Source organism: Achromobacter denitrificans NBRC 15125, from assembly GCF_001571365.1.
Lineage (GTDB): Bacteria > Pseudomonadota > Gammaproteobacteria > Burkholderiales > Burkholderiaceae_B > Achromobacter > Achromobacter denitrificans.
In genome coordinates this window covers 1-23,656 of sequence record NZ_BCTQ01000065.1, presented here as the reverse complement: position 1 = coordinate 23,656, position 23,656 = coordinate 1, and the positions used below count along the sequence as shown (strand labels likewise).

Below are 23,656 nucleotides of genomic sequence, written 5' to 3'. Positions count from 1 at the left end.
TTCGCCCGCGCCGATGCGCAACTGCTGGACTTCTTTCTTGAAAGACCTTTCAGCCATCTAGAACTCCTTCCCGGCCCGGCCCGCGGGTCCTCAAGCGTTGCTGCTGCGCAGCATCGTGACGTCAGGAAAATCTCATCTAAAAAATACTTTAGGAGTCAACGTTTTAGCTGTCAACAAAAAAGATGAAATTTCATGGAATTAAAAAAATATCACGCTAAAACAAGGACGTATATACTCGTTGTTATCTACTTCCGAGGCCTGCTCGGGGCCCTGGGATGGTGCAAAAACGGGTTGCGATTTCGGGTATACCCTGTGCTGCGCAACAGCATTGCGGCACGTCATGGCGCGCGTGGGCTCCACCGTGGTGCAATGCGTCTTTCGTCGGGCCGCCTCGGGCGTTCCGGCATCCTTGGATTCCGGTGCGTGGGAGCAAAGCAACATGCGGTTGGACAAGCAGCGGGACACAGGCGCGGGGGCGCAAGGCGCCCGCTTCGTCGATGGTTATCTGGCCTACCTGCTGGCGCAGGCCAGCCAGCGCATCTCGGCCGAATTCCATCTGCAGGTGAAGGCGGCCGGCTTGTCGGTCACGGAATGGCGCGTGCTGGCCAGCCTGCAAGGCAGCGCCGGCGAAACCATCGGCACGCTGGCCGTGCTCGCGATCACCAAGCAGCCCACCCTGAGCAAGGTGGTGCAGCGCATGGAGGCGGAGGGCCTTGTGGCGCGCACCGGCGTGCGCGCGGACCGGCGGCAGACCCGGGTCTGCATCACCGCCAAGGGGTCGAACCTGATCACCGCCTTGTGCGAACAGGCGTTGCAGCACCAGAAGGCGGTGCTCGCGCCTTTCGGCGAGGAAAAGGCCACGCAGCTCATCGAGATGCTGGAGGTGCTGATGACCGAGCACGTGCCCTTGGATTTGTCGGCGCCGGAAGACGATTAAAGGGGGTGACGCGCGCCGCGCAGGCGCCGGACGGCCCCAACGCTGTTTACTTCGATTTTTTTGTTACAAGCATATGCGTCCCCAATATGTTTTCCCTCTGTGAAAACCCGTTCCGGTACGCATAAACCCTGAATTGACGGGGTTCTTGCGGGTAGGCAATATCGCGCCGGTATTCAGATTACAGTCAGGAGTAGAACCTATGCGCCGCACTTTGATTGCTATCGCGATCGCCGCCGCCGTGGCCGTGCCCTCGATCGGGCAGGCCAAGACCTTCCGCTGGGCCGCCCAGGGCGACATCCTCACCTTCGATCCGCATTCGCAGAACGAGGGGATGACGATCGCCGCCAACAGCTACATCTACGAACCGCTGGTGGACTACGACAAGACCTTCAAGGTCACGCCGCGCCTGGCCACGGAATGGGAGCAGGTCTCGCCCACGCTGTACCGCTTCAAGCTGCGCCCCGGCGTGAAGTTCCACGACGGCGCCGCGTTCACCGCGGACGACGTCGTGTTCTCGATCCACCGCGCCATGGCGCCCACGTCGAACTACAAGGCGTACACGACGGGCATCAAGGAAGCGCGCAAGATCGACGACCTCACGGTCGAGGTGGAAACCTCGGCGCCCAATCCCGTGTTGCTGCGCCAGCTGACCAACGTGTTCATCATGAACAAGGCCTGGTCGGAGAAGAACAACATCGCCAAGCCGCAGGACTTCGTCAACAAGGAAGAAACCTACGGCGCCCGCAACACCAACGGCACCGGCCCCTACAAGCTCAAGTCGCGCGAAGTCGACGTGCGCACGGTCTTCGAGGAAAACAAGGACTGGTGGAACAAGGCCGGCAAGGTCGGCAACGTGACCGAAGTGGTGTTCACGCCGATCAAGCAGAACGCCACCCGCACCGCCGCGCTGCTCTCGGGCGAGATCGACTTCGTGCTCGATCCCGCCGCGCAGGACCTGGAGCGCCTGCGCCAGTCCGCCAAGGTCGTGGAAGGCAACGAATACCGCACCATCTACCTGGGCCTGGACCAGAAGCGTCCGGAGCTCCAGTATTCGGGCATCAAGGGCAAGAACCCGTTCCAGGACATCCGCGTGCGCGAGGCGCTGTACCGCGCCATCGACGTGGACGCGATCAAGCGCGCGGTGATGCGCGGCCTGTCCGCGCCCACCGGCACGATGATCGCGCCGCAGGTGCACGGCTGGGCGGAATCCCTGCACAAACGCGTGCCCTACGATCCCGAAAAGGCCCGCGCGCTGCTGAAGGAAGCCGGCTACGACGGCACCCTGAACTTCACGCTGGATTGCCCGAACAACCGCTACATCAACGACGAAGCCATCTGTCAGGCCGTCGTCGGCATGTGGGCCAAGGTCGGCGTGAAGGCGACGATGAACGCCATGCCGCGCTCCACCTACTTCCCCAAGGTGCAGTCGTCCGACACCAGCGCCTACCTGTTCGGCTGGGGCGTGCCCACCTTCGACGCCATGTACACGCTGCAGAACCTGATCCGCACCAAGGGCGAGGGCGCGGACGGCATGTACAACCTGGGCAACTACAGCAACAAGGAACTGGACGTCATCATCGACCGGATCAAGACGGAAACCGATCCGGCCAAGCGCGACGCCGACATCATTACCGTGCTGCAGGGACACGCCAAGGACTTCGGCCACATCCCCCTGCACGACCAGGTCATTCCCTGGGCGATGCGCAAGAACGTCACGGTCATCCACCGTGCCGACAACCGTCTCGTTGCCGATTGGGTCAAGGTTGACTGATCCTGGCTAATCAGACGGCGGGGCCCGCGGGGCCTGTCCATCGCTCCCCGGGGCGCGGACAGGCCCCGGGCTTCCGCCGTTTTGCCTTTTCCGCCTATGTTTGCTTTCATACTGCGTCGCCTGTTGCAGGCCGTGGCGGTGATGCTCACCGTTACGCTACTGGCCTTTGTGCTGTTTCAATACGTCGGCGACCCCGTCACCATCATGCTGGGGCAGGACGCCACCGATGCCGAGCGCATCGAACTGCGCGAGCGCCTGGGGCTGAACGAACCCGCCATCGTTCAATTCGGCCATTTCGTGGCCAACGCCGCGCAGGGGAATTTCGGCATCTCCCTGCGCCAGAGCGAACCCGTTTCCACCTTGCTGAAGTCCCGCCTGCCGGCCACGCTGGAGCTGTCCATGGCGGCCGCGCTGCTGGCGCTGCTGGTGGGCGTGCCGCTGGGCGTCTATACCGCGCTCAAGCGCAACAGCCTGGTGTCCCAGCTGCTGCTGGCGGGCTCCCTGCTGGGCGTGTCGTTGCCCACCTTCCTGATCGGCATCCTGCTGATCCTGGTGTTTTCGGTGCAGCTGGGCTGGCTGCCCAGCTACGGGCGCGGCGATACCGTCAGCCTCGGCTGGTGGACTTCCGGGTTCTTCACCGCCACGGGCTGGAAGCACCTGATCCTGCCGGCCATCACGCTGTCGCTGTTCCAGATGACCCTGGTGCTTCGGCTGGTGCGTTCCGAAATGCTGGAAGTGCTGCGTTCGGACTACATCAAGTTCGCGCGCGCCCGCGGCCTGAAGCGCCGCGCCATCCACTTCGGCCATGCGCTGAAGAACACGATGGTGCCGGTGATCACCATTACCGGCCTGCAGCTGGGCGGCATCATCGCCTTTGCCATCGTCACGGAAACCGTGTTCCAGTGGCCGGGCATGGGCCTGCTGTTCATCCAGGCGGTGCAGTTCGCCGACGTGCCCGTCATGGCGGCCTACCTGTGCCTGATCGCGCTGGTATTCGTGGTGATCAACCTGATCGTCGATCTTCTGTATTTTGTCGTGGACCCGCGCCTGCGTTCCGGGCTGACCCGCGGCGGGGGGGCTCACTGATGCGCGCCGTACTCAAACGCTGGTGGGACAGCGATATCGCCTGGGCCTGGCGCCGGGCGCCCGTGGCCATCGCGGCGACCGTGCTGCTGGCGCTGCTGCTGATCGGCTCCTTCGGCGCCGGCTGGGTGGCGCCTCACAATCCGTTCGACCTGACCAAGGTAGAGCTTCTGGACGCGTTGCTGCCGCCCGCCTGGGAAGCCAACGGCCTGCCGACCTATCTGCTGGGCACCGACAGCCAGGGCCGCGACCTGTACTCGGCCATCCTGTACGGCACCCGGGTATCGCTATTGATCGGCCTGGCCTCGGTGCTGCTGTCCATGGCGATCGGCATCGTCCTGGGGCTGATCTCGGGGTACGCGGGCGGGCGCATCGACGCTTTCATCATGCGTATCGCCGACGTGCAGCTGTCGTTCCCCGCCATCCTGATCGCGTTGCTGATCGATGGCGTGGCGCGCGCGGCGGTGCCTCGCGAGATGCACGAGCTGATCGCGTTCCCGGTGCTGATCGGCGCGATCGCGCTGGCGGGCTGGCCGCAGTATGCGCGCACGGTGCGCGGCTCCACGCTGGTGGAGAAGAACCGCGAATACGTGCAGGCGGCGCGCGTGATCGGGGTGGCTTCGCCCGTGATCATGTTCCGCCACGTGCTGCCCAATGTGCTGGGCCCGGTGCTGGTGCTGGCCACGGTGCACCTGGCGACCGCCATCATCACGGAGGCCACGCTGTCGTTCCTGGGCGTGGGCGTGCCGCCGACGGCGCCGTCGCTCGGCACGCTGATCCGCATTGGCAACGACTTCCTGTTTTCCGGGGAATGGTGGATCACCATCTTCCCGGGCGCGGCGCTGGTGCTGCTGGTGTTGTCGGTCAACCTGCTGGGCGATTGGCTGCGCGATGCGCTCAACCCGAAATTGAATTGAGGTACCGCGCATGAGCGCATTACTTGAAGTCCGCAATCTGCGCGTGGAGTTCCCCACGCGCCGCGGCACGCTGCGCGCGCTGGACGACGTGTCGTTTTCCATCCAGGCTGGCGAAGTCCTGGGGGTAGTGGGCGAGTCCGGAGCCGGCAAATCGCTGACCGGCGCATCCATCATCGGCCTGCTGGAGCCGCCTGGACGCATCGCCGCAGGCGAGATCCTGCTGGACGGCCGTCGCATCGACAACCTGCCCGACGAGCAGATGCGCCGCGTGCGCGGCCGCGAGATCGGCGCGGTGTTCCAGGATCCCCTGACCTCGCTCAACCCCCTGTACACGGTGGGCAGGCAACTGGCGGAAACCATCGTGACGCACCTGGACATGAGCTGGTCCCAGGCGCGCAATCGCGCGGTCGAATTGCTGGCGTCCACCGGAATTCCGGCGGCGCGCGAGCGCATCGACCACTACCCGCACCAGTTCTCCGGCGGCATGCGCCAGCGCGTGGTGATCGCGCTGGCCCTGGCGGCCGAGCCCAGGCTGGTGGTGGCGGACGAGCCGACGACCGCGCTCGACGTGTCGATCCAGGCCCAGATCATCGAGCTGCTGAAGCGGCTGTGCCGGGAGAACGGCACCGCCGTGATGCTGATCACGCACGACATGGGCGTGATCGCCGAGACCGCCGACCGCGTGGCCGTGATGTACGCCGGCCGCGTGGCCGAGATCGGCCCCGTGGCCGACGTGATCCACAAGCCGCGCCACCCCTACACCTCGGGGCTGATGGGTTCCATCCCCTCGCTGGAAGGGCATGCCGAAAGGCTGGTGCAGATCGACGGCAGCATGCCGCGGCTGAACGCCATTCCGCCCGGCTGTGCGTTCAATCCGCGCTGCGGCCGGCGCCTGCCGTGTTGCGCGCACGACCGCCCGGAACTGATGCCCGCCGGCACGTCCCTGGCGGCCTGTTGGCTGCATGAGGGAAGCGCCGCCGCGCCGTTCCCGCCAGGCGGGGATGTTGCCGCTGGCGGCAAAGGATCGGAGGAATCGGTATGAACACGCCCTTGGTGCAAGTAAAGGACGCGGCGCGCTGGTTCGATGTGTCGCCGCCCTGGCTGGAGCGCAAGCTCGCGGGCAAGCCGCGGGTGATGCTGCGCGCCGTGGACGGCGTGTCGTTCGACATCGCGCGCGGCGAAACGCTGGCGCTGGTGGGCGAGTCGGGCTGCGGCAAGTCGACGGTGGCGCGCATGCTGGTCGGGTTGTACGACCTGACTCGCGGCGATATCCATTTCGACGGGCAGCCCCTGTCGCGCATGTCGGAGTCGGGCGGGCGCGCGCTGCGCAAGCGCCTGCAGATGATCTTCCAGGATCCCTATGCCAGCCTGAACCCGCGCTGGCGCGTTGGCCGCATCATCGCGGAACCGATGCTGACCCATACGCAGATGACGCCGGCCGAGCGCAGCGCCCGGGTCGGCGAACTGCTCAAACAGGTGGGCCTGGATCCCGCGGACCAGGGGCGCTACCCGCACCAGTTCTCGGGCGGCCAGCGCCAGCGCATCTCGATCGCGCGGGCGCTCGCGGTGAATCCGGAGTTCCTGGTGTGCGACGAGCCCACCTCGGCGCTCGACGTGTCGGTGCAGGCTCAGGTGCTGAACCTGATGAAGGACCTGCAGCGCAAGCTGGGGCTGACCTATCTGTTCATTTCCCACAACCTCGCGGTGGTGCACCACGTGGCCGACAGGGTGGGGGTCATGTACCTGGGCCGCATGGTGGAAGTGGCGCCCCGAGACGAGCTGTTCCAGCGGCCGCGCCATCCGTACACGCGGATGCTGCTGGAAGCCATCCCGGACATCAACGGCGCAGGCAAGCCGCGCACGGCCGTGGCCGGGGAAGTGCCGAATCCGCTGAACCCGCCTTCGGGCTGCACCTTCCACCCGCGCTGCCCGCATGCGAACGAACGCTGCAAGCGGGAGGCGCCCGCCGCGATGGTCTCAGGCGTGTCGGTGGTGGCTTGCCATGCGGTAGAGGAGGGGCGGATCACGGCGTGATCCGCCTTGCGGCCGGGGCCGGCGCCGCGCGCCGGGTCCGGCCGGTTCAGTGACGGCGGCCGTGGTCGCGGGGAGGATCGCGGACCTCGCCGTCATCCTCGTCGGCATCGTCTTCGTCTTCGTCGTCTTCATCCTCATCTTCGTCTTCGTCCGGATCCTCCGGCACGGGCTCTTCGGTGAGGGCGAAGGGCAGCACGTCTTCCAGGCTGTCGGACCAGGCGGATTCCTCGCCGTCGTGGTCGAGCTTGACGAAGCGCTCGCCTTCGTTCAGCGAGATCTCGATGGCCCAGAGATAGAGGCAGTCGTAGGTGTCGTCGTCGGATTGGGGCAGCCCGCCGCGGTTGCCCAGCAACCGGGCGCCGGGGCCGCCCAGCTGGACGTGGGTCTGTTCCTCGTCGGGCTTGGCGTTTTCGTCCATGGGCACGCCGTAGGTCACCCATTCGGTGCCGTCGTCGCCCAGCACCACCTCCGCCAGTACGGGTTTGCCCAGGTAGGCGCTCAGGGCGTCTGCCGTCTTGGCCAGCATGTCCAGTTCGGATGCGCTGAAATGGGTCAGGGAGGCTGGGGGGGTGGCGGAGGCGGACATGGGGAATTCCTGGACGCGATGAAGCCGCGGCGGCACGGCAAAGTCGGATGAAAGCAAATTGAAAGTCAGGCGTATTGTCTCGCGATCGGCTCGGCAGTGCATCGGACGCTTGGACGACGCGATTTTCCCGGGCTAGGGCGGCGGGGAACCGCCGAGGCAGCGCCTGCGCGCGCTGTCCGGCGATTGGCCGGTCAGCCGCTGGAACATGGCGATGAACGCGGACGGCGTACTGTAGCCCAGTTCTCGCGCGACGGACTGGACGGACTGACCCGCATCCAGCAGGCCCAGGGCGCTGACGACCCGCAGCCGCAGCCGCCATTCGTTGAAGGACATGCCCAGGCGCTGCTGGCAATGGCGCAGCAGCGTGCGCTCGGTGATGCCGGCGGTGGCGGCCCAGTGCGTGGCGCCGCGCTTGTCGCCGGGACGGCGTTGCAGGGCCGCCAGGATGGGCGCGAGCACGGGGTCGGTAGCCGACGGCAGGTAGCTGGCATAGGCGCGCGCCTGGCGCGCCTGGTCGATGACGATCTGGGCCATGCGCCGGTCTTCGGGCGTATCCGGATAGCTGACTCCCCGCCGTTCGAAGTCGGCCAGAATCGCGCGCATCACCGGGCTGATCTCCAGCGTACAGGGCTTGTCAGGCAGGCCCTCGCAGGCCGCCGCGGGAATATCGATGCAGGCGTAGTGCACTTCTCCGGCGTTTTGGCAGCAATGCTCGACATGCGGCGGTATCCAGATGGCGTACTGCGGCGGCGACAGGTAGGTCATGTCGCCGATGCCGATTTCCATGATGCCCGAGATCGCGAAGTTCAGTTCGGCCCACGGCGACGTGTGGCGCTTCATGCGCGAATGGGGCGTGAAATGGAGGATGCGGCAGGCCAGCGGGTAGGGCAGGTGGCTGGCCAGCAGCGGCGCGGCGTCGACGGCAGCCATGTCGGAAGTTCGTCTGGTTTTGTCGGTTTTTCATTATATACAGCATGTCGGACAGGCCCTACACTTGCCCCTCTTTTCCGTTTCCGCCTTGCCCCGCCATGCCGACCGCCCAAGCCACGCACCCTCCCGCCCGCTACCTGTTGTTTCCCCTGCTGGCGGCCCTGATCTGGTCGGTCAACATGATCGTGACCAAAATGGCGGCCGGCGTGATCGCGCCCGCCGCCATCGGGTTCTACCGCTGGGCGCTGGCGGGCGTGCTGCTGACCCCGTTCGCGCTGCCCGGGGTCTGGGCGCAACGCCGCCAGATCCTGCCCAACCTGCCCAAGCTCGCGGTGCTGGGCGGGCTGGGGATGGCGCTGTACCAGGGCCTGGCCTATGTGGCCGCCGCCAGCACCACGGCGACCAATATGGGCATCATCACCGCGATGATTCCGTTGATGACCATCGCCGTGGTGGCGGTGGTGCTGCGTGAGCTGCCCTCGGCGATGGCCATGCTGGGCGGCCTGCTGTCCCTGGCGGGCCTGGCCCTGCTGATCGGAGAGGGCGATCCCGCCCGCCTGCTGTCGGTGGGCGCCAACCACGGCGACGTCTTGATGGGCGTGGGCGCGCTGGCCTATGCGCTCTACGGCGTCCTGCTGCGCCGCTGGGCGCTGCCAGTGGGGCCGTGGCAGTCCCTGTACGTGCAGGTGGCTTTCGGCGTGTTGTTCCAGTTGCCGGCCTTCCTGGCGGCGCCGGCTTCGCCCCTCAATGGCGACAACCTCCCTCTGGTGCTGTACGCGGCGCTTTTCCCCTCGCTGTGCGCGCCCTTCCTGTGGATGCAGGGCGTGAAGCACCTGGGGCCGAACCGCGCCAGCATTTTCCTCAACGTCATGCCGGTCGCCACCGTGGCGATCGCGGCGGTGTTCCTGGACGAGAAACCCCACCTGTTCCACATCGTCGGCGGCGCGATGGCGCTGGCCGGGGTGATGCTGGCGCAGATGCGCGCGGGCCGTCCGGCGGGGCCGTCCAAGGCGGCCTGACGTCCCGCGGACGGGGCCGGGCCGGCCGTAGCGCCGCTGACGCCCGCCGGTCAAGGTTCCGGCCTACAATCAGCGGTTTATCAGCTATATCTTCCCTACGAGCCCATGGCCCAATACGTCTACACCATGAACCGCGTCGGCAAGATCGTGCCGCCCAAGCGGCAGATCCTGCGCGACATCTCGCTTTCGTTTTTTCCTGGCGCCAAGATCGGCGTGCTGGGCCTGAACGGCTCGGGCAAGTCGACGCTGCTGAAAATCATGGCGGGCGTCGATAAAGAGATCGAAGGGGAAGCCATCCCCATGCCGGGCCTGAACATCGGCTATCTGCCGCAGGAACCGCAGCTCAATCCCGAACACACCGTCCGCCAGGCCGTCGAAGAAGGCCTGGGCGCCGTCGTCACCGCCAAGAAGCGGCTGGACGAGGTGTACGCCGCCTACGCCGAACCGGACGCGGACTTCGACGCGCTGGCCGCCGAGCAGGCCGACCTCGAAGCCATCATCGCAGCCGCCGCCTCCAGCGGCGCCGACGATATCGAGCACCAGATGGAAATCGCCGCCGACGCGCTGCGCCTGCCGCCCTGGGATGCCATCGTCGGCAAGCTGTCCGGCGGCGAGAAGCGCCGCGTGGCGCTGTGCCGCCTGCTGCTGTCCAAGCCCGACATGCTGCTGCTCGACGAACCCACCAACCACCTGGACGCCGAAAGCGTGGAGTGGCTGGAACAGTTCCTGCACAAGTTCCCGGGCACCGTGGTGGGCGTGACCCACGACCGCTACTTCCTCGACAACGCGGCCGAATGGATCCTCGAACTGGACCGCGGCTACGGCATCCCCTGGAAGGGCAACTACAGCTCGTGGCTGGAGCAGAAGGAAGACCGCCTGAAGCAGGAAGAGTCCTCGGAATCCGCGCGCCAGAAGACCATCAAGAAGGAACTGGAGTGGGTGCGCCAGAATCCGAAGGGCCGCCAGGCCAAGGCCAAGGCGCGTCTGGCCCGCTTCGAGGAACTGTCGTCCTACGAATACCAGAAGCGCAACGAAACCCAGGAAATCTTCATTCCCGTGGGCGAGCGCCTGGGCAACGAGGTCATCGAATTCAACAACGTCAGCAAGGCCTACGGCGACCGCCTGCTGATCGACGACCTGAGCTTCAAGGTGCCGCCGGGCGCCATCGTCGGCATCATCGGCGCCAACGGCGCGGGTAAGTCGACGCTGTTCCGCATGATCGCGGGCCGCGAGCAGCCGGATTCGGGCGAGGTCAAGATCGGCCAGACCGTGAAGCTGGCCTACGTCGACCAATCGCGCGACGCGCTGGAAGACAAAAAGACCGTATTCGACGCCGTGGCCGATGGCGCCGACCTGCTCACGGTGGGCAAGTTCGAAATGTCGTCGCGCGCCTACCTGGGCCGGTTCAACTTCAAGGGCGGCGACCAGAACAAGGTCGTGGGCCAGCTGTCGGGCGGCGAACGCGGCCGCCTGCACATGGCCAAGACGCTGATCGCCGGCGGCAACGTGCTGCTGCTGGACGAACCGTCCAACGACCTGGACGTCGAAACGCTGCGCGCGCTGGAAGATGCCCTGCTGGAGTTCCCCGGCAGCGTCATGGTGATCAGCCACGACCGCTGGTTCCTGGACCGTATCGCCACGCACATCCTGGCCTTTGAAGGCGATTCGCAGGTCGTGTTCTTCGACGGCAACTACCAAGAGTACGAAGCCGACAAGAAGCGTCGCCTGGGCGAAGAGGGCGCCAAGCCCAAGCGCCTGCGCTACAAGGCCCTGAAGTAAGGCTTCGGCGGCAAGTCCTCGAAAAACCCGGCCATGCCGGGTTTTTTCATTGCGGCGCCGCGTCGCGGTATGCTGGGCGCTAGTCCAGGGAGTTCTCCGCCATGCTGCTTTCCGCCTCCGATTCCACTTTGCTGATCGTCGACATGCAGGGCCGGCTCATGCCGGTCATCCATGACGGCGAGTCCGTGCTCAATGCGGCCCACAAGCTGGCCCAGGCCGCGCGCCTGCTCGACGTGCCGGTCGCCGCCACCGAACATCATGCGCGGATGCTGGGCGCCACCGTGGAGCCCCTGCGCGCTCAGGTGCAGTCCACCTTCCAGAAGATGCACTTCTCGTCGGCGCTGGAGCCGGGGTTCGACGCCTGGCTGCCGGCGGCGCGCAAGACCATCCTGGTCGCGGGCTGCGAAGCGCACATCTGCGTGCTGCAAACCGTGATCGGGCTGATCGACCTGGGCTACCACGCGGTGCTGGTGGCCGATGCCGCGGGTTCGCGCAAGCCGTCGGATCATCACGCGGCATTGCGCCGCGCGCGGGCTCACGGCGCGGAAATCGTCACCTCCGAGATGGCGATTTTCGAGTGGATGCGGACTTGCGAGCATCCGCGTTTCCGCGAGGTGTTACGTCTGGTCAAATAGCGCCGGCCGGCTGCAACACTGTGCGGGGGAGGCGCAAAGATTCTCTCGCCCTTTGACACAATTCATGGGCAAACCTCACAGCCAAGGCAACGATATTTTGCGATCCTGAAGGTTCCAAACCCGCATGGGGTCCGCGTGCTCGCGAGTTCATCGACGCAGACCCGGGTATGAGAATAGGAACCCAACTATGAAAATCGCATCTCTCTCCAAAATCTGTATTGCATTGTCGATGACCGTCGCCATGGCTGGCTGCTCTTCCTGGGACGGCATGAGCCATCGCCAGAAGAGCACCGTCGGTGGCGCTGCATTGGGCGGCGTCGCAGGCGCCGTGATCACCAATGGCGGCATCCTCGGTACGGTGGGCGGAGCGGCGATCGGCGGCGTCATCGGCGATCAGGTCGGCAAGCGCTAAGCGCGGCCTCCCATGCAAAACGCCCGGCAGTGCCGGGCGTTTTTTTTGTGCGTGGCGCGCCGGCGTGCCGGACGCGCGAATGCGGCCTCAGTTTTCGCTTTGCGGCATTTCGATCTTCACTTCCAACACTTCCAGCGTGTCCTGGCGTTCCAGGTGCACCTTGATGTCGTCGGGATTGATCTTCACGTATTTCGAGATGACGGCGATCAGTTCTTGCTGCAACTGCGGCAGGTAGTCGGGCGAGTCGCCGCGGCCCCGCTCGTGGGCCAGGATGATCTGCAACCGTTCCTTGGCGACGGAGGCGGAAGTCTTCTTTTGACCGAGCAGAAACGACAGGAAGGACATTGCTTACTTGCCTCCGAACAGGCGTTTCAGGAAACCGGGCTTTTCGTAATCGGTAAAGCGCAGGGCCTTGTCTTCGCCAAGGTAACGGGCCACGACGTCCTTGTAGGCCTCGGAGACGTCGGTGTCCTTCAGATGGATGGCCGGCAGGCCTTGGTTCGACGCTTGCAGCACGGCTTCCGATTCGGGGATGACGCCGATCAGCTTGATGCGCAGGATGTCTTCGATGTCGCCCAGCGACAGCATTTCGCCGTCGACGACGCGCTTGGGGCTGTAGCGCGTCAGCAGCAGGTATTCCTTGACGGGTTCGTCGCCCTGGACCGCGCGCTTGGACTTGGCGGCCAGGATGCCCAGGATGCGGTCGGAGTCGCGCACCGACGAGACTTCCGGGTTGGTCACGACCAGCGCGTCGTCGGCGAAGTAGGCGGCCATCAGCGCACCCGTCTCGATGCCGGCGGGCGAGTCGCAGACGATGTACTCGAAGCCCATGCCCTTCAGGTCGTTGATGACCTTCTCCACGCCTTCCTGCGTCAGCGCGTCCTTGTCGCGCGTTTGCGAGGCCGGCAGGATGAACAGGTTTTCGAGCTGCTTGTCCTTGATCAGCGCCTGGTTGAGCGTCGCTTCGCCCTGGATCACGTTGACGAAGTCGTACACGACGCGACGCTCGCAACCCATGATCAGGTCGAGGTTGCGCAAGCCGACATCGAAGTCGATGACCGCGGTCTTGTGGCCCCGCATCGCGAGTCCCGCAGAAAAACTGGCGCTGGTGGTGGTCTTGCCCACGCCGCCTTTGCCGGAAGTCACCACAACAATGCGTGTCATGACGATCAAACCCTTATGTTCGAATAAATCGCGTTATCGTAAAGCAAAAAGCCCTTGTAAGGCTTCTTACAGGATGTGTTGAAATCTTTGAGCCGCCCGGGCAAGCCATGCATTGATGCAAAGCAAGCCCGCGCGATCAGGGTTTGAGCGCTTCGATGCGCAGCGTGTCGCCGTCCAGCCGCACCAGCGCCGGCTGGTTCTGCAGCGTGCGGTCCAGTTTGTCCTCGACCACGCGATAGACGCCGGCCACGGCCAGCAGCTCGGCATCCAGGTGCGTGGTGAAGATGCGCGCCGACGCGTCGCCGCGCGCGCCGGCCATCGCCTTGCCGCGCAGCGGGCCGTACACGTGCACGTTGCCGTCGGCGATGACTTCGGCGCCCTGGCTCACCATGCCGATCACCACCAGGTCCGTGTGCCGCGCGTAGACGCGCTGGCCGGACCGCAGGGGCTTCGTGATGACGAGCGCCGACGCGGAGTGCGGCGTGGCGGGCGTGGGGCTGGGGGCCGAGGTGGCGCCGCTGGCTTCGCGCGCCGGCAGGGGCTCGCCATCGGCCTTGGCGGCGGGCGGTTCGGCGGCTTCGGTGGGCGCGGCCGCGGTTTCGACCGCGGCGGCGGGCACCGAGGGCACCGGGGTGGCGACGTCGTTGGGCGGCGCCGTGTCGACCACGGGAGCGGGGCGGGCCACGGGCGTGGACAGTTCCACCGGCGTCAGGCCGGCGGCGCGGGCCGCTTCGAGGTTGGCGCCTTCGGCGACGACGCCGATGGGGGGCAGGTTATGGCCCCGCAGCGCCGCCACCAGGGCGGCCCAATCGATGGCCTCCTCGACGCGGCTGGCATCGATGACCACGGGTTCGTTTTCGAAGAAGCTGCCGGCGTCGGCCATTCGCTTGGCCAGCGCGGCCTCCAGGCGTTCGGGGTCGGCGCTGTGCAAAACCACCCTGATCGCATACAGAGTGGCGCTTTTGAAGTCCAGGGCTAGGGATTCAGTATTCATCTTGGTTTGGGCTGGCGGTCCGGGCGCCTGAAACAGGGGCGCTGAACCGGCTGCGGGATGTCGGGCATGATAACCCGCCCGTGCGCGGCCAGACGATGAAATGAGGGCCCCACAAGGGGGTGTTTTTCATCTCGGGGCGGCCCAGCAATGAAAAGTTGCCCCCACGCCGCGCCCGCTGCGCGAGCTTGCTGCCCCCCAAGGGGGTGTTTTTCATCTCGGGGCGGCCCAGCAATGAAAAGTTGCCCCCACGCCGCGCCCGCTGCGCGAGCTTGCTGCCCCCCATGGGGGCTTTTTTCATCTCGGGGCGGCCCAGCAATGAAAAAGGCGCCTTCCGGCGCCTTTTCTCCAGCAACGCGGACGCGATCGCTCAGCCTTGGGCCCAGGAATCGCGCAGCGTCACGATGCGGTTCAGGACCGGCGCCTCGGGCGTGGAGTCCTTCAGGTCGGCCATGAAATAGCCCAGCCGTTCGAACTGCCAGGTGGCGCCGGGCGTCGCCACGGTGCCGGGTTCCAGCCAGGCCGTGACGGTCTGCTTGGAGTTGGGGTTCAGGCAGGCCAGGAAGTCCTTGTCGCCGGCGTCGGGGCGGGCGTCGGCGAACAGGCGGTCGTACAGGTGGATCTGGGCGGGAATCGCGTGGGCCGCGCTGACCCAGGTGATGTTGCCCTTGACCTTGACGCTGTCGGCGCCGGGCGTGCCGCTCTTGGTGTCGGGCAGGTATTCGGCATGGACCTCGACGACGTCGCCGGCCTCGTTCTTGACGAAGCCGGTGCAACGCACCACGTAGCCATACTTCAGGCGCACGGTGTTGCCCGGGAACAGGCGGAAATACTTCTTGGGCGCTTCCTCGCGGAAGTCATCGCGCTCGATCCAGAGCTCGCGCGACAGCGGGAACTCGCGCAGGCCGGCTTCCGGATCGTGCGGGTTGCGCGGCGCGGTGCAGATCTCGGTCTGGCCTTCCGGATAGTTGGTGATGATCAGCTTGATCGGGTCCAGCACGGCCACGGAGCGGGCGGCGATGGGATCCAGGTCGTCGCGCACGGCCTGTTCGAGCAGGCTGTAGTCGATGCGCGAGTCCGACTTGGACACGGCGGTGCGTTCGCAGAACAGGCGGATCGACGCCGGCGTGTAGCCGCGGCGGCGCAGGCCGAAGAGGGTGGGCATGCGGGGGTCGTCCCAGCCGTCCACGTGGCCTTCGCGCACCAGTTGCAGCAGCTTGCGCTTGCTGGTGACGACGTAGCTCAGGTTCAGGCGCGCGAATTCGTACTGGTGCGGCAGCGGCTGGGCCAGCTTGCCCAGTTCGGCCAGGCGTGCCAGGATCCAGTCGTAGAACGGGCGCTGGTCTTCGAATTCCAGCGTGCAGACGCTGTGCGTGATGCCTTCCAGGGCGTCTTCCACCGGGTGCGCCCAGCTGTACATCGGATAGATGCACCATTGGTCGCCCGTGCGGTGGTGGGTGGCATGGCGCACGCGGTACATGACCGGGTCGCGCAGGTTGATGTTGGGCGAAGCCATGTTGATCTTCGCGCGCAGCACCAGGCTGCCGTCGGGATGCTTGCCGTCGCGCATTTCGCGCAGCAGCGCGAGCGATTCCGCGGCGGGGCGGTCGCGCCAGGGCGAATTGACGCCGGGTTCGGTCAGCGTGCCGCGGTTGGCCCGGATCTCTTCGGCGTTCTGCTCGTCCACATAGGCGTGGCCGGCTTCGATGAGCGCCTCGGCGAACTCATACATGTAGCCGAAGTAGTCGCTGGCGAAGTACAGGTTGTCGTTGCCGTCGGCCTTCCAGTCGAAGCCCAGCCAGTGCACGGCCTCGATGATGGCGTCGACGTACTCCTGGTCTTCCTTCTCGGGATTGGTGTCGTCGAAGCGCAGGTGGCAGACGCCGCCGAAATCGCGCGCCAGGCCGAAGTTCACGCAAATGCTCTTGGCGTGGCCGATGTGCAGGTAGCCGTTGGGCTCCGGCGGGAAGCGCGTGCGGATGCGGGCCGGATCCAGGCCGCCTTGCTGCTGCAGGGCCGCCGGGCCGGGCTTGCCCGCCCAACGCTTGCCAGCGTAGCGGTTGGCCTCAAGGTCGTCTTGGACGATGTTCAGCAGGAAATTCGATGCGGCAGGGGTCGGCGTCGTGGCGGAGGTCATTCTTGAAAGAATAGGAAAAAGCAGCGACAAAGCGTCAATTTTGCCACGTTCCGCAGGCAGCCTCTTTTCGGGGGGTGTGCAACCGGTTTCAAACTGGCCCCACAGTCTTGTAACTGGCTCTACACTACGGGCCATTATGGACATATCCACCCTATCCCTGGCCCGCGTGCAGTTCGTGGCCAGCCTGAGTTTCCTGGCGCTGTTCCTGGCCGTCTCCCTGGCTCTTGCCTGGGTGCTGCTGTTCTTCAAGATCCGGGCTCGCTGGTCGGGCCATGGCGGCTGGACGGCCGCCTACCGCTTCTGGGTGCGGATATTCGCGCTGGCCTTCGTGCTGACCCTGGCCGCGAGCGTGCCGGTGCTGATCCAGATCGGCAGCCTGTGGGCGGGGCTCATGGACAAGATCGGCAATGTGGCCGGCCCCTTGCTGGGCTACGGCATCCTGTCCGTGTTCATCCTGAAATCGTGCTTCCTCGGCGTCATGCTGTTCGGCCAGCGGCGCGTTTCCGATGCCGCCCATACGCTGGCGGTGCTGATGGTGGCGGTGGGGCAGCTGGTCGCGGTGTTCTGGGTGCTGGCCCTGCAATCCTGGATGCAGACGCCGGACGGCGCGCTACTGGTCGACGGTCGCTACCAGGTCTACGACTGGACCGCCGTGGTGCTGAATCCCTCGGTGGGCTGGCGCATGGCCGTGGTGACCGTGGGCGCTGCCCTGGCCGCCTCCTTCCTGATGATGGGCGTGACCGCCTTGCAGGCTTTGCGGCGCCCGCTGGGCGACGGCGAGCGCAGCGCGTTCAAGACGGCCCTGGTGGTCGGCCTGGTGGCCGCGCTCATGCAGCTGCCGGTGGCTACCGGCGCCGGCGAGATGGTCGCCCGGCTGCAGCCGGCCAAGGCGGCCGCCGCCGCCGGCTTCTGGGAGAGCGGCCCCGAGCCGAGCCTGGTGCTGTTCGGCTGGCCGGACGCCCGCAACCACACCAACGTGGCGGACTTGACCCTGCGCAACATGGGCGGGATGTGGCTGCACCGCAATGCCGACGGCACCTACCAGGGGCTGGACAAGTATTCGGGCATGCTGCCGCCGGTCGCGCTGACCTTCTGGTCGCTGCGCGTGGCGGCCGGAATGGGCCTGCTGATGCTGGCCGTGGCCTGCGTGACTTTCCTGTGGACCTTCCGGCGCGGGCTGGATCCGTCGACCTTGCCGCGCTGGTGGCAGCGGGTCATGTGCGGGATGATGTTCTCGGGCGGCATCGCGGTCGTGGCCGGATGGTGGGTGTCCGTCATCGGCCTGCAACCCTTCGTAGTGAACGGCACCGTCACGCAATCCGAGGTGCTGGGCACGGCGTCTTCCAGCACCGTGCTCTACGGCCTGGTGGGCTACGGCGTGCTGTATGCCCTGTTGCTGGCCGCCTTCGCCGGCATGCTGTTCCACGCCGCGCGCTACGGCGTCGTGCCCGTGCGCAAACTGGGTGGAGGCGCGCCATGATCGCCATGCTTGCCGCCTCGCAGGGCTTGAGCCCCGACGATCCGTCCTTCTGGATGCCGCTGGCCTTCATGGCGCTGCTGTTCCTGGTGATCGCCGCGGGCATGGTGCTGGACGGCTTCGACCTGGGCGTGGGCATCCTGCTGCAGCTGGCGCCGGAACACGAGCGCGGCCGCATGATGAGCCTCTTGAGCCCCTGGCGCGACGCCAACGAATTCTGGCTGCTGCTGGGCATGGGCCTGTTCGCCGCGGCGTTTCCGTTCGCCTGGGGCGCGGTGCTGGGCAAGCTTTACGGGCCGCTCACCTGCATGGTGCTGGGCGTGGTGCTGCGCAGCGTCGCTTTCGAATTCCGCATCCGCGCGCGCAACGAAATGAAGCCGCGCTGGATCTTCGCCTTCTGGGCGGGCTCGCTGATCACCGCTTTCGGCCAGGGGATGATGCTGGGCCGCATCGCGACCGGCTATCAATCCGATGCCGGCTACGGCTGGTTCTCCATGTTCGTGGGCCTGTGCGCGGTGGCCGCCTACGTCCTGCTGGGCGCGTCCTGGCTGGTCATGCGGGTGGATGGCGACCTGCAACGGCGCGCCGCCAACTGGGCCCGCCACGGCATCCGCTGGACGGCGGTGGGCATGGTGTCGATCGCGGTGACGCTGGGGCTGGCCAATGCCGGCATCTTCTACAAGTGGAGCAACATCGCCCACCTGAGCCTTGCCGCCACGGTCTGGCTGCTGATGCTGGCGGGCTTCGTCGCGGTGGAAATGCTGCTGGCCCGGCTGCCCGGGCGGGCGGACCGCTTCAGCTGGCTGCCCTTCGTGCTGTGCGTGGCGCTGTTCCTGCTGATGCTCAGCGGCCTGACCTACAGCCTCTTCCCCTACCTCATCCTGGACGACATGACGCTGTGGGACGGCGCGGGCGCGCTGGGCTCGATGCGGCTGGTGCTGGCGGGCGCGGTCGTTGGGATACCGGTGGTGCTGGTGTTCAACATCCTGGCCTACCGCTCGGTGTTCGGCAAGGAGCGCGCGCCGGTGCCGCTCTTGCCGCCGCCCGGTTGAACGGCGGGGTTGGGTGGCGGGGCTGGGCGTAGGATGGGTGGAGCGCGGCAGTTCCTAGGCAAGAACCTAGGTGCTGAACGCGCGAAACCCATGCGGCCGTGAGCAGACAGTGCCCGGCATCGGCCCCAAAAAACAGTCTGCCCACGGCCGCATGGGTTGCGCGCGTTGGATACCTGAGTTCTTGCTTAAGAACTCTCGCGCTCCACCCATCCTACAGCACTGGTCGGGCGACACGCTGGAGGATTTCTTCGCCGTAGGCTTCCAGCTTGCGGGCGCCCACGCCGCTGATGTGGCTCAGCGCATCCATCGAATCGGGCTGGGCCAGCGCGATTTCGCGCAGCGTGGCGTCGTGGAAGATGACGTAGGCCGGCACCCCGTGGCTCTTGGCGACTTCGCCGCGCCAGGCGCGCAAGGCCTCGAAGACGGGCTGCAGTTCGGCCGGCAGGTCGATGGCGGCCGCCTTGGCGCGCCCGCCGCCGGTCTTGCCCGAGCGCGTCTTCTTTTCCGATTCCCGGCGCAGCATCAGCTGCCGCTCGCCCTTGAGCACGGCGCGGCTGCCTTCGGTGAGGGCCAGGGTGCCGAAGCCTTCGTGGTCCACGGTCAGCAGGCCCTGGGCCAGCAGCTGGCGCAGCACGCCGCGCCAGGCGGTGTCGCTGAGGTCGGCGCCCACGCCGAACACGCTGAGCGTGTCGTGGCCGTGCTGCGTGGTGCGCTCGGTGACCTTGCCGCGCAGGATGTCGATGATGTGGCCGGCGCCGTAGCGCTGGCCGCGTTCCTTCCACAGGCGGTAGACGGCGGACAGCACCTTCTGCGCGGCGACCGTGCCGTCCCACGCTTGCGGCGGATCCAGGCACACGTCGCAGTTGCCGCAGGCCGTGATCTGCTGGCCGAAATAGGCCAGCAGCCGCACGCGCCGGCATTCCACCGTTTCGCACAACCCCAGCATGGCGTCGAGTTGCTGGCCGAGACGCCGGCGGTAGGCTTCTTCGCCGGGCGATTCGTCGATCATGCGGCGCTGCTGCACCACGTCCTGCAGGCCGTAGGCCAGCCAGGCCGTCGCGGGCAGGCCGTCGCGGCCGGCGCGGCCGGTTTCCTGGTAGTAGCCTTCCACGGACTTGGGCAGGTCGATGTGCGCCACGAAGCGCACGTCGGGCTTGTCGATGCCCATGCCGAACGCGATGGTGGCGACCATGACCACGCCGTCCTCGCGCAGGAAGCGGGCCTGGTTGGCGGCCCGCACCTGGGGGCTGAGCCCGGCGTGATAGGGCATGGCGTCGATGCCCTGGTTGCACAGGAATTCGGCGGTTTCCTCCACGCGGGCGCGCGACAGGCCGTACACCACGCCCGATTCGCCCTCGTGCTCGTTGCGGATCATCTCCAGCAATTGCTTGCGCACCTCGTTCTTCTCGACGATGCGGTAGCGGATGTTGGGGCGATCGAAGCTGGCGACGAAGTGGCGGGCGTCGTCCAGCGACAGGCGCTGGGCGATTTCACGCCGGGTGTCCGCGGTGGCGGTTGCGGTGAGCGCGATGCGCGGCACGTCCGGCCAGCGCTCGTGCAGCATCGACAGGCCCAGGTATTCCGGTCGGAAGTCGTGGCCCCATTGGGACACGCAGTGGGCTTCGTCGATGGCGAACAGCGCGATGCGGCCGCGTTCCAGCAATTGCAGGCAGCGGTCGGTCAGCAGGCGTTCGGGCGCCACGTAGAGCAGGTCCAGCTCGCCGGCCAGGAAAGCCTGTTCGACTTCGCGGGCCACCCGCCACTCCTGCGTGGAGTTCAGGAAGGCCGCGCGCACGCCCAGTTCGGTCAGGGCGTCGACCTGGTCCTGCATCAGCGCGATCAGCGGCGACACGACGATGCCGGTGCCTTCGCGCACCAGCGACGGCACCTGATAGCAGAGCGACTTGCCGCCGCCGGTGGGCATGAGGACCAGCGCGTCGCCGCCGCCGATCACCTGTTCGACAATGGCTTGCTGGTCGCCGCGGAAGGATTCGTAACCGAAGACGCGCTGCAATACGCTGAGGGCGCGCGCGTCAGACATGGGGGTAGGCCGGGAGCATCATGGCAGGGATTTTAAGCCCCAATTCCGGCCGCCCCCTTCCGGGAGGGAGATTTTCGTCCGACGGGCGTCCTGCCTACCAGCTCAGCCAGGTGCCGCGCATGAAGGTATCGACCGGCATGCTCAGGTTGGCCCGCCATTCGTAGTCGCCCGACAGGATGTCGCGGTCGGCGCCGACCGCCAGCTTCACTTTGGGCGCCACGAACATGCTGTGGGACAGCCCCACCCGCTGCTCGGCCAGGGCGGAGCCCTCGCGCAGCCCTGAGTAGGTGCCGCTGAGCGTGCCCCAGCCCGTAATGGGCACGCCCGCCGACAGCGTGTTGCGGGTCTGCGCCGCCGAGGCCGCGCCGCTCGAATACGTGGACAGGTCGCCGAAGCCCGCGCCGATCTGCTCGGCCGTATAGCCCAGGTTGACGGTGTCGGCCACGTCCACGCTGTAGCCGAAGCGGTAGCGCCAGGCGTTGACGGCGTCGAACGAGCTTTGCGTGGCGCCGGCCCGGAACGTGCCGTAGTCGCCGGCGGAATAGGTGGTGCCCATGCCTCGCGTGGTGAGCGAGGGCGCGCTCTGCATCTGTCCTTCCAGGGTCAGGACGGGCGTGAGGCCGTAGCGCACGCTGCCGCTGCCCACCGAGGCGCCGTAGTCGACGGCGCCCGAACTGGCGGCGGGATCCATGTTGTTGAGCCGGCCCACCGAGGAGGAATAGCCGAAGCTGCCTTCGGGGGCGGTGGCGCCGGATCCGCCCCAGTTCGAGATCTGCAGGCCACCCACCGGGGCCCCGCTGCCCCAGGCCGGCGCGTTGGCCGTGATATTGCCCACGGCGAAGGAGGGGCCCGAGGTATTGCGGTAGACCCAGTTGCGGCTGCCCCCGTAGCGCAGGCCGTCCTGCCCGCCGACGGAGGCGAACCAGGGCCGCGAGGGGCGCGACACGCCCGAAATCACCACCACCGGCACGCTGGAAATGTCTCCGTCCTCCAGGCCGAAGGAGTAGTCGGGCGCGGGTTCCTCGGGCGCGGCCAGCACGCAATCGGCCGGCAGCGGCTCGACGTCGCCCGTCAGCGCGGCTCCGGTGCCGGGGATGCCCAGGTCCAGGAGGTTGGCCTCGCCCGTGGCGCGCACGCTCGTGTCCACGGCGGGTTCCATGGTTTGCAGGTCGCAGGGGGACGGGTCCAGCGGCACCGCGCGCGATTCGAGGGACGGAGCGGGGCGCACGGGCAGGGGCTGCACGGGCGCGAGCGCGCCGATGCCGCGCGTCCAGCCGGCGGCCGCGCCGGGAGAGGGCAGGAAGGGATCGGGCGAACCGCCGAGCGCGGGGGCGAGCGGAAAGGCCGCGCCAGCCGCCAGCGCCGCGCGCAACAGCCACTTTCGCCGGATGATTGCAGGGGCGATCATAGGAACAGTGTAGAGAGGGGGCGCCGCCGATGCTGTAAACGTTCTTTAACGGCTCGCGGCGAACCGGCGCCTATTTTATCGCCCGGTCCGCAGGCGATAAAAAATACCCGAAACGGTGCCCAACATCGTGCAACAGGTATATTTCAGTTGATTTCCTGCCTCTTGCAGCCAGACGCGGCGCACCGCACTATGGCATCCATGGACACTCCTCATACCAAGCTGCTGGTCGTCGACGACGATCCGGCCCTGCGGCAGCTGCTCGCCGACTACCTGAACCGGCACGGCTACGACACGCTGCTGGCGCCGGACGCCACCGACCTGTCCGCCCGCATCACCCGTTACGCGCCCGACCTGCTCGTGCTTGACCGCATGCTGCCCGGCGGCGACGGCGCGGACGCCTGCCGCCGGCTGCGCGAGCAGGGCGAGGATATCCCCGTCATCCTGCTGACCGCCCGCGACGAGGCGGTGGACCGCATCATCGGCCTGGAGGCCGGCGCGGACGACTACGTCGGCAAGCCCTTCGATCCGCGCGAACTGCTCGCCCGCATCGAGGCCGTGCTGCGCCGCAAGCGCGGCCCGTCCGCCCTCACCAAGGACGCGCCGGTCTCGTTCGGCCCCTTCGTGTTCGACCCGTCCACGCGCCAACTGTCGCGCGAGGGCACGGTGGTCAAGCTAACCGGGGGCGAGATCAACCTGCTGGAAGCGCTGGTGCGCAACGCCGGCAAGCCGCTGTCGCGCGAACGCCTGCTGGCCCTGGCCCGCGATGACGACGCCGGCGAGCGCAACGACCGCGCCATCGATATCGCCATCCTGCGCCTGCGTCGCGTCATCGAGGACGATCCCAAGCAACCGCGCTGGATCCAGACCGTCTGGGGAATCGGCTACCGGTTCTCGCCCTAGGGGCCGCCAGCACCCATGCGCTTCTCTCCTGGTTTTCTGGTGCCGCGGTCGCTGCGGGCGAGGCTGATCCTGCTGATCCTGGGGTCGGTCCTGTTGACGCAGGCGGCCACGCTGGTGACGGTGTCCTACTTCCGCCACAAGTTCATGGAAGACGTGGCGATCGGCTACATCGTCACCACGATCCGCACGCTGCGCGCGGCCGTGTCCCAGGTGCCGGCGGAGGACCGCGCCGATTTCGTGCGCACCGCCTCGCAGAACCAGTGGCGCCTGTGGTCGCGCGTCCTGCCGGCCGAAGCCAAGCTGCAACGCTTCAACGGCCGCCGGCCGGCCGCGCCGCCCAAGCCCGCCCCCCGGCCCCCCGCGCCGCCTCCCGGGGCCGATGC

The 23,656-nt window shown here is 66.9% G+C and carries 22 protein-coding genes and 1 pseudogene; 15 read left to right on the top strand and 8 right to left on the bottom strand.

Going from position 1 to position 23,656, the window contains the following annotated elements; genetic code table 11:
• The 7 genes from ADE01S_RS31990 to ADE01S_RS29735 all read left to right on the top strand — a co-directional run.
• The coding region (locus ADE01S_RS31990) for a hypothetical protein (RefSeq protein WP_218010729.1) at nucleotides 1-186 on the top strand (186 nt) is incomplete at its 5' end.
• A gap of 253 nt (nucleotides 187-439) precedes the next feature.
• Nucleotides 440-937 (top strand): MarR family winged helix-turn-helix transcriptional regulator, encoded by a 498-nt coding sequence (locus ADE01S_RS29760; RefSeq protein WP_062685370.1) that lies wholly within the window; start codon nucleotides 440-442, stop codon nucleotides 935-937.
• A 199-nt stretch (nucleotides 938-1,136) separates the two neighbouring features.
• Nucleotides 1,137-2,708 (top strand): ABC transporter substrate-binding protein, encoded by a 1,572-nt coding sequence (locus ADE01S_RS29755; RefSeq protein ID WP_062685369.1) that lies wholly within the window; start codon nucleotides 1,137-1,139, stop codon nucleotides 2,706-2,708.
• Between the two features lie 96 nt (nucleotides 2,709-2,804).
• Nucleotides 2,805-3,794, top strand: a complete 990-nt coding sequence (locus ADE01S_RS29750) for an ABC transporter permease (RefSeq protein WP_062685368.1) — start codon at nucleotides 2,805-2,807, stop codon at nucleotides 3,792-3,794.
• Nucleotides 3,794-4,708 (top strand): ABC transporter permease, encoded by a 915-nt coding sequence (locus ADE01S_RS29745; RefSeq protein WP_062685367.1) that lies wholly within the window; start codon nucleotides 3,794-3,796, stop codon nucleotides 4,706-4,708. Before ADE01S_RS29750 ends, ADE01S_RS29745 begins: the two co-directional genes overlap by 1 nt.
• A 10-nt stretch (nucleotides 4,709-4,718) precedes the next feature.
• Nucleotides 4,719-5,750, top strand: coding sequence for an ABC transporter ATP-binding protein (locus tag ADE01S_RS29740; protein ID WP_062685366.1), 1,032 nt, complete (start codon nucleotides 4,719-4,721; stop codon nucleotides 5,748-5,750).
• A complete protein-coding gene (locus tag ADE01S_RS29735; protein ID WP_062685365.1) occupies nucleotides 5,747-6,742 on the top strand; it encodes an ABC transporter ATP-binding protein in 996 nt (331 codons plus the stop codon). Before ADE01S_RS29740 ends, ADE01S_RS29735 begins: the two co-directional genes overlap by 4 nt.
• A gap of 46 nt (nucleotides 6,743-6,788) precedes the next feature.
• Here the strand turns inward: ADE01S_RS29735 and ADE01S_RS29730 are convergent, their stop codons facing one another.
• Nucleotides 6,789-7,328, bottom strand: a complete 540-nt coding sequence (locus tag ADE01S_RS29730) for a hypothetical protein (protein ID WP_062685364.1) — start codon at nucleotides 7,326-7,328, stop codon at nucleotides 6,789-6,791.
• 132 nt (nucleotides 7,329-7,460) lie between these two features.
• Complete coding sequence (locus tag ADE01S_RS29725; RefSeq protein WP_062685363.1) at nucleotides 7,461-8,258, bottom strand: AraC family transcriptional regulator; 798 nt, start codon at nucleotides 8,256-8,258, stop codon at nucleotides 7,461-7,463.
• 98 nt (nucleotides 8,259-8,356) lie between these two features.
• On the opposite strand from ADE01S_RS29725, the gene ADE01S_RS29720 reads away from it, so the two are divergent.
• The 4 genes from ADE01S_RS29720 (at nucleotide 8,357) to ADE01S_RS29705 (ending at nucleotide 12,103) form a co-directional block, all read left to right on the top strand.
• Entirely contained in the window at nucleotides 8,357-9,277 is a 921-nt protein-coding gene (locus tag ADE01S_RS29720; protein ID WP_087881384.1) for a DMT family transporter, read from the top strand.
• Between the two features lie 105 nt (nucleotides 9,278-9,382).
• A complete protein-coding gene (gene ettA, locus ADE01S_RS29715) occupies nucleotides 9,383-11,056 on the top strand; it encodes an energy-dependent translational throttle protein EttA (protein ID WP_062685362.1) in 1,674 nt (557 codons plus the stop codon).
• A 101-nt stretch (nucleotides 11,057-11,157) separates the two neighbouring features.
• The gene (locus tag ADE01S_RS29710; protein WP_062685361.1) at nucleotides 11,158-11,691 is read left to right on the top strand and encodes an isochorismatase family protein; all 534 of its coding nucleotides are present in this window, start codon (nucleotides 11,158-11,160) and stop codon (nucleotides 11,689-11,691) included.
• A 187-nt stretch (nucleotides 11,692-11,878) separates the two neighbouring features.
• Nucleotides 11,879-12,103, top strand: coding sequence for a YMGG-like glycine zipper-containing protein (locus tag ADE01S_RS29705; protein WP_062685360.1), 225 nt, complete (start codon nucleotides 11,879-11,881; stop codon nucleotides 12,101-12,103).
• 87 nt (nucleotides 12,104-12,190) lie between these two features.
• Here ADE01S_RS29705 and minE read toward each other — a convergent pair whose 3' ends face one another.
• The 4 genes from minE to ADE01S_RS29685 form a co-directional block, all read right to left on the bottom strand.
• Nucleotides 12,191-12,448 (bottom strand): cell division topological specificity factor MinE, encoded by a 258-nt coding sequence (gene minE / locus ADE01S_RS29700; protein ID WP_062685359.1) that lies wholly within the window; start codon nucleotides 12,446-12,448, stop codon nucleotides 12,191-12,193.
• 3 nt (nucleotides 12,449-12,451) lie between these two features.
• The gene (minD, locus tag ADE01S_RS29695) at nucleotides 12,452-13,267 is read right to left on the bottom strand and encodes a septum site-determining protein MinD (protein ID WP_062685371.1); all 816 of its coding nucleotides are present in this window, start codon (nucleotides 13,265-13,267) and stop codon (nucleotides 12,452-12,454) included.
• 136 nt (nucleotides 13,268-13,403) lie between these two features.
• A complete protein-coding gene (gene minC / locus ADE01S_RS29690; RefSeq protein WP_062685358.1) occupies nucleotides 13,404-14,261 on the bottom strand; it encodes a septum site-determining protein MinC in 858 nt (285 codons plus the stop codon).
• A gap of 367 nt (nucleotides 14,262-14,628) precedes the next feature.
• A complete protein-coding gene (locus ADE01S_RS29685) occupies nucleotides 14,629-16,395 on the bottom strand; it encodes a glutamine--tRNA ligase/YqeY domain fusion protein (protein ID WP_062685357.1) in 1,767 nt (588 codons plus the stop codon).
• A gap of 136 nt (nucleotides 16,396-16,531) precedes the next feature.
• Here ADE01S_RS29685 and ADE01S_RS29680 point away from each other — a divergent pair, with 136 nt between their 5' ends.
• Both ADE01S_RS29680 and ADE01S_RS29675 read left to right on the top strand, forming a co-directional pair.
• Nucleotides 16,532-17,875: a cytochrome ubiquinol oxidase subunit I gene (locus ADE01S_RS29680; RefSeq protein WP_062685356.1), complete on the top strand. Its 1,344-nt coding sequence runs from the start codon at nucleotides 16,532-16,534 to the stop codon at nucleotides 17,873-17,875.
• Entirely contained in the window at nucleotides 17,872-18,924 is a 1,053-nt protein-coding gene (locus tag ADE01S_RS29675) for a cytochrome d ubiquinol oxidase subunit II (protein WP_062685355.1), read from the top strand. Before ADE01S_RS29680 ends, ADE01S_RS29675 begins: the two co-directional genes overlap by 4 nt.
• A 211-nt stretch (nucleotides 18,925-19,135) precedes the next feature.
• Here the strand turns inward: ADE01S_RS29675 and recQ are convergent, their stop codons facing one another.
• The gene (gene recQ, locus ADE01S_RS29670; RefSeq protein ID WP_062685354.1) at nucleotides 19,136-20,965 is read right to left on the bottom strand and encodes a DNA helicase RecQ; all 1,830 of its coding nucleotides are present in this window, start codon (nucleotides 20,963-20,965) and stop codon (nucleotides 19,136-19,138) included.
• A gap of 94 nt (nucleotides 20,966-21,059) precedes the next feature.
• Nucleotides 21,060-22,373 (bottom strand): fimbria/pilus outer membrane usher protein, encoded by a 1,314-nt coding sequence (locus ADE01S_RS29665; RefSeq protein WP_075873293.1) that lies wholly within the window; start codon nucleotides 22,371-22,373, stop codon nucleotides 21,060-21,062.
• Between the two features lie 198 nt (nucleotides 22,374-22,571).
• Here ADE01S_RS29665 and ADE01S_RS29660 point away from each other — a divergent pair, with 198 nt between their 5' ends.
• Complete coding sequence (locus ADE01S_RS29660) at nucleotides 22,572-23,273, top strand: response regulator (protein WP_062685352.1); 702 nt, start codon at nucleotides 22,572-22,574, stop codon at nucleotides 23,271-23,273.
• A 15-nt stretch (nucleotides 23,274-23,288) separates the two neighbouring features.
• A pseudogene (locus ADE01S_RS29655) lies at nucleotides 23,289-23,656 on the top strand (ATPase); the annotation flags it as partial.

Coding starts and splice junctions, on each gene's coding strand:
- ADE01S_RS29760 (WP_062685370.1), top strand. CDS start 440: ATGCGGTTGGACAAGCAGCGGGACACAGGCGCGGGGGCGCAAGGCGCC.
- ADE01S_RS29755 (WP_062685369.1), top strand. CDS start 1,137: ATGCGCCGCACTTTGATTGCTATCGCGATCGCCGCCGCCGTGGCCGTG.
- ADE01S_RS29750 (WP_062685368.1), top strand. CDS start 2,805: ATGTTTGCTTTCATACTGCGTCGCCTGTTGCAGGCCGTGGCGGTGATG.
- ADE01S_RS29745 (WP_062685367.1), top strand. CDS start 3,794: ATGCGCGCCGTACTCAAACGCTGGTGGGACAGCGATATCGCCTGGGCC.
- ADE01S_RS29740 (WP_062685366.1), top strand. CDS start 4,719: ATGAGCGCATTACTTGAAGTCCGCAATCTGCGCGTGGAGTTCCCCACG.
- ADE01S_RS29735 (WP_062685365.1), top strand. CDS start 5,747: ATGAACACGCCCTTGGTGCAAGTAAAGGACGCGGCGCGCTGGTTCGAT.
- ADE01S_RS29730 (WP_062685364.1), bottom strand. CDS start 7,328: ATGTCCGCCTCCGCCACCCCCCCAGCCTCCCTGACCCATTTCAGCGCA.
- ADE01S_RS29725 (WP_062685363.1), bottom strand. CDS start 8,258: ATGGCTGCCGTCGACGCCGCGCCGCTGCTGGCCAGCCACCTGCCCTAC.
- ADE01S_RS29720 (WP_087881384.1), top strand. CDS start 8,357: ATGCCGACCGCCCAAGCCACGCACCCTCCCGCCCGCTACCTGTTGTTT.
- ettA (WP_062685362.1), top strand. CDS start 9,383: ATGGCCCAATACGTCTACACCATGAACCGCGTCGGCAAGATCGTGCCG.
- ADE01S_RS29710 (WP_062685361.1), top strand. CDS start 11,158: ATGCTGCTTTCCGCCTCCGATTCCACTTTGCTGATCGTCGACATGCAG.
- ADE01S_RS29705 (WP_062685360.1), top strand. CDS start 11,879: ATGAAAATCGCATCTCTCTCCAAAATCTGTATTGCATTGTCGATGACC.
- minE (WP_062685359.1), bottom strand. CDS start 12,448: ATGTCCTTCCTGTCGTTTCTGCTCGGTCAAAAGAAGACTTCCGCCTCC.
- minD (WP_062685371.1), bottom strand. CDS start 13,267: ATGACACGCATTGTTGTGGTGACTTCCGGCAAAGGCGGCGTGGGCAAG.
- minC (WP_062685358.1), bottom strand. CDS start 14,261: ATGAATACTGAATCCCTAGCCCTGGACTTCAAAAGCGCCACTCTGTAT.
- ADE01S_RS29685 (WP_062685357.1), bottom strand. CDS start 16,395: ATGACCTCCGCCACGACGCCGACCCCTGCCGCATCGAATTTCCTGCTG.
- ADE01S_RS29680 (WP_062685356.1), top strand. CDS start 16,532: ATGGACATATCCACCCTATCCCTGGCCCGCGTGCAGTTCGTGGCCAGC.
- ADE01S_RS29675 (WP_062685355.1), top strand. CDS start 17,872: ATGATCGCCATGCTTGCCGCCTCGCAGGGCTTGAGCCCCGACGATCCG.
- recQ (WP_062685354.1), bottom strand. CDS start 20,965: ATGTCTGACGCGCGCGCCCTCAGCGTATTGCAGCGCGTCTTCGGTTAC.
- ADE01S_RS29665 (WP_075873293.1), bottom strand. CDS start 22,373: ATGATCGCCCCTGCAATCATCCGGCGAAAGTGGCTGTTGCGCGCGGCG.
- ADE01S_RS29660 (WP_062685352.1), top strand. CDS start 22,572: ATGGACACTCCTCATACCAAGCTGCTGGTCGTCGACGACGATCCGGCC.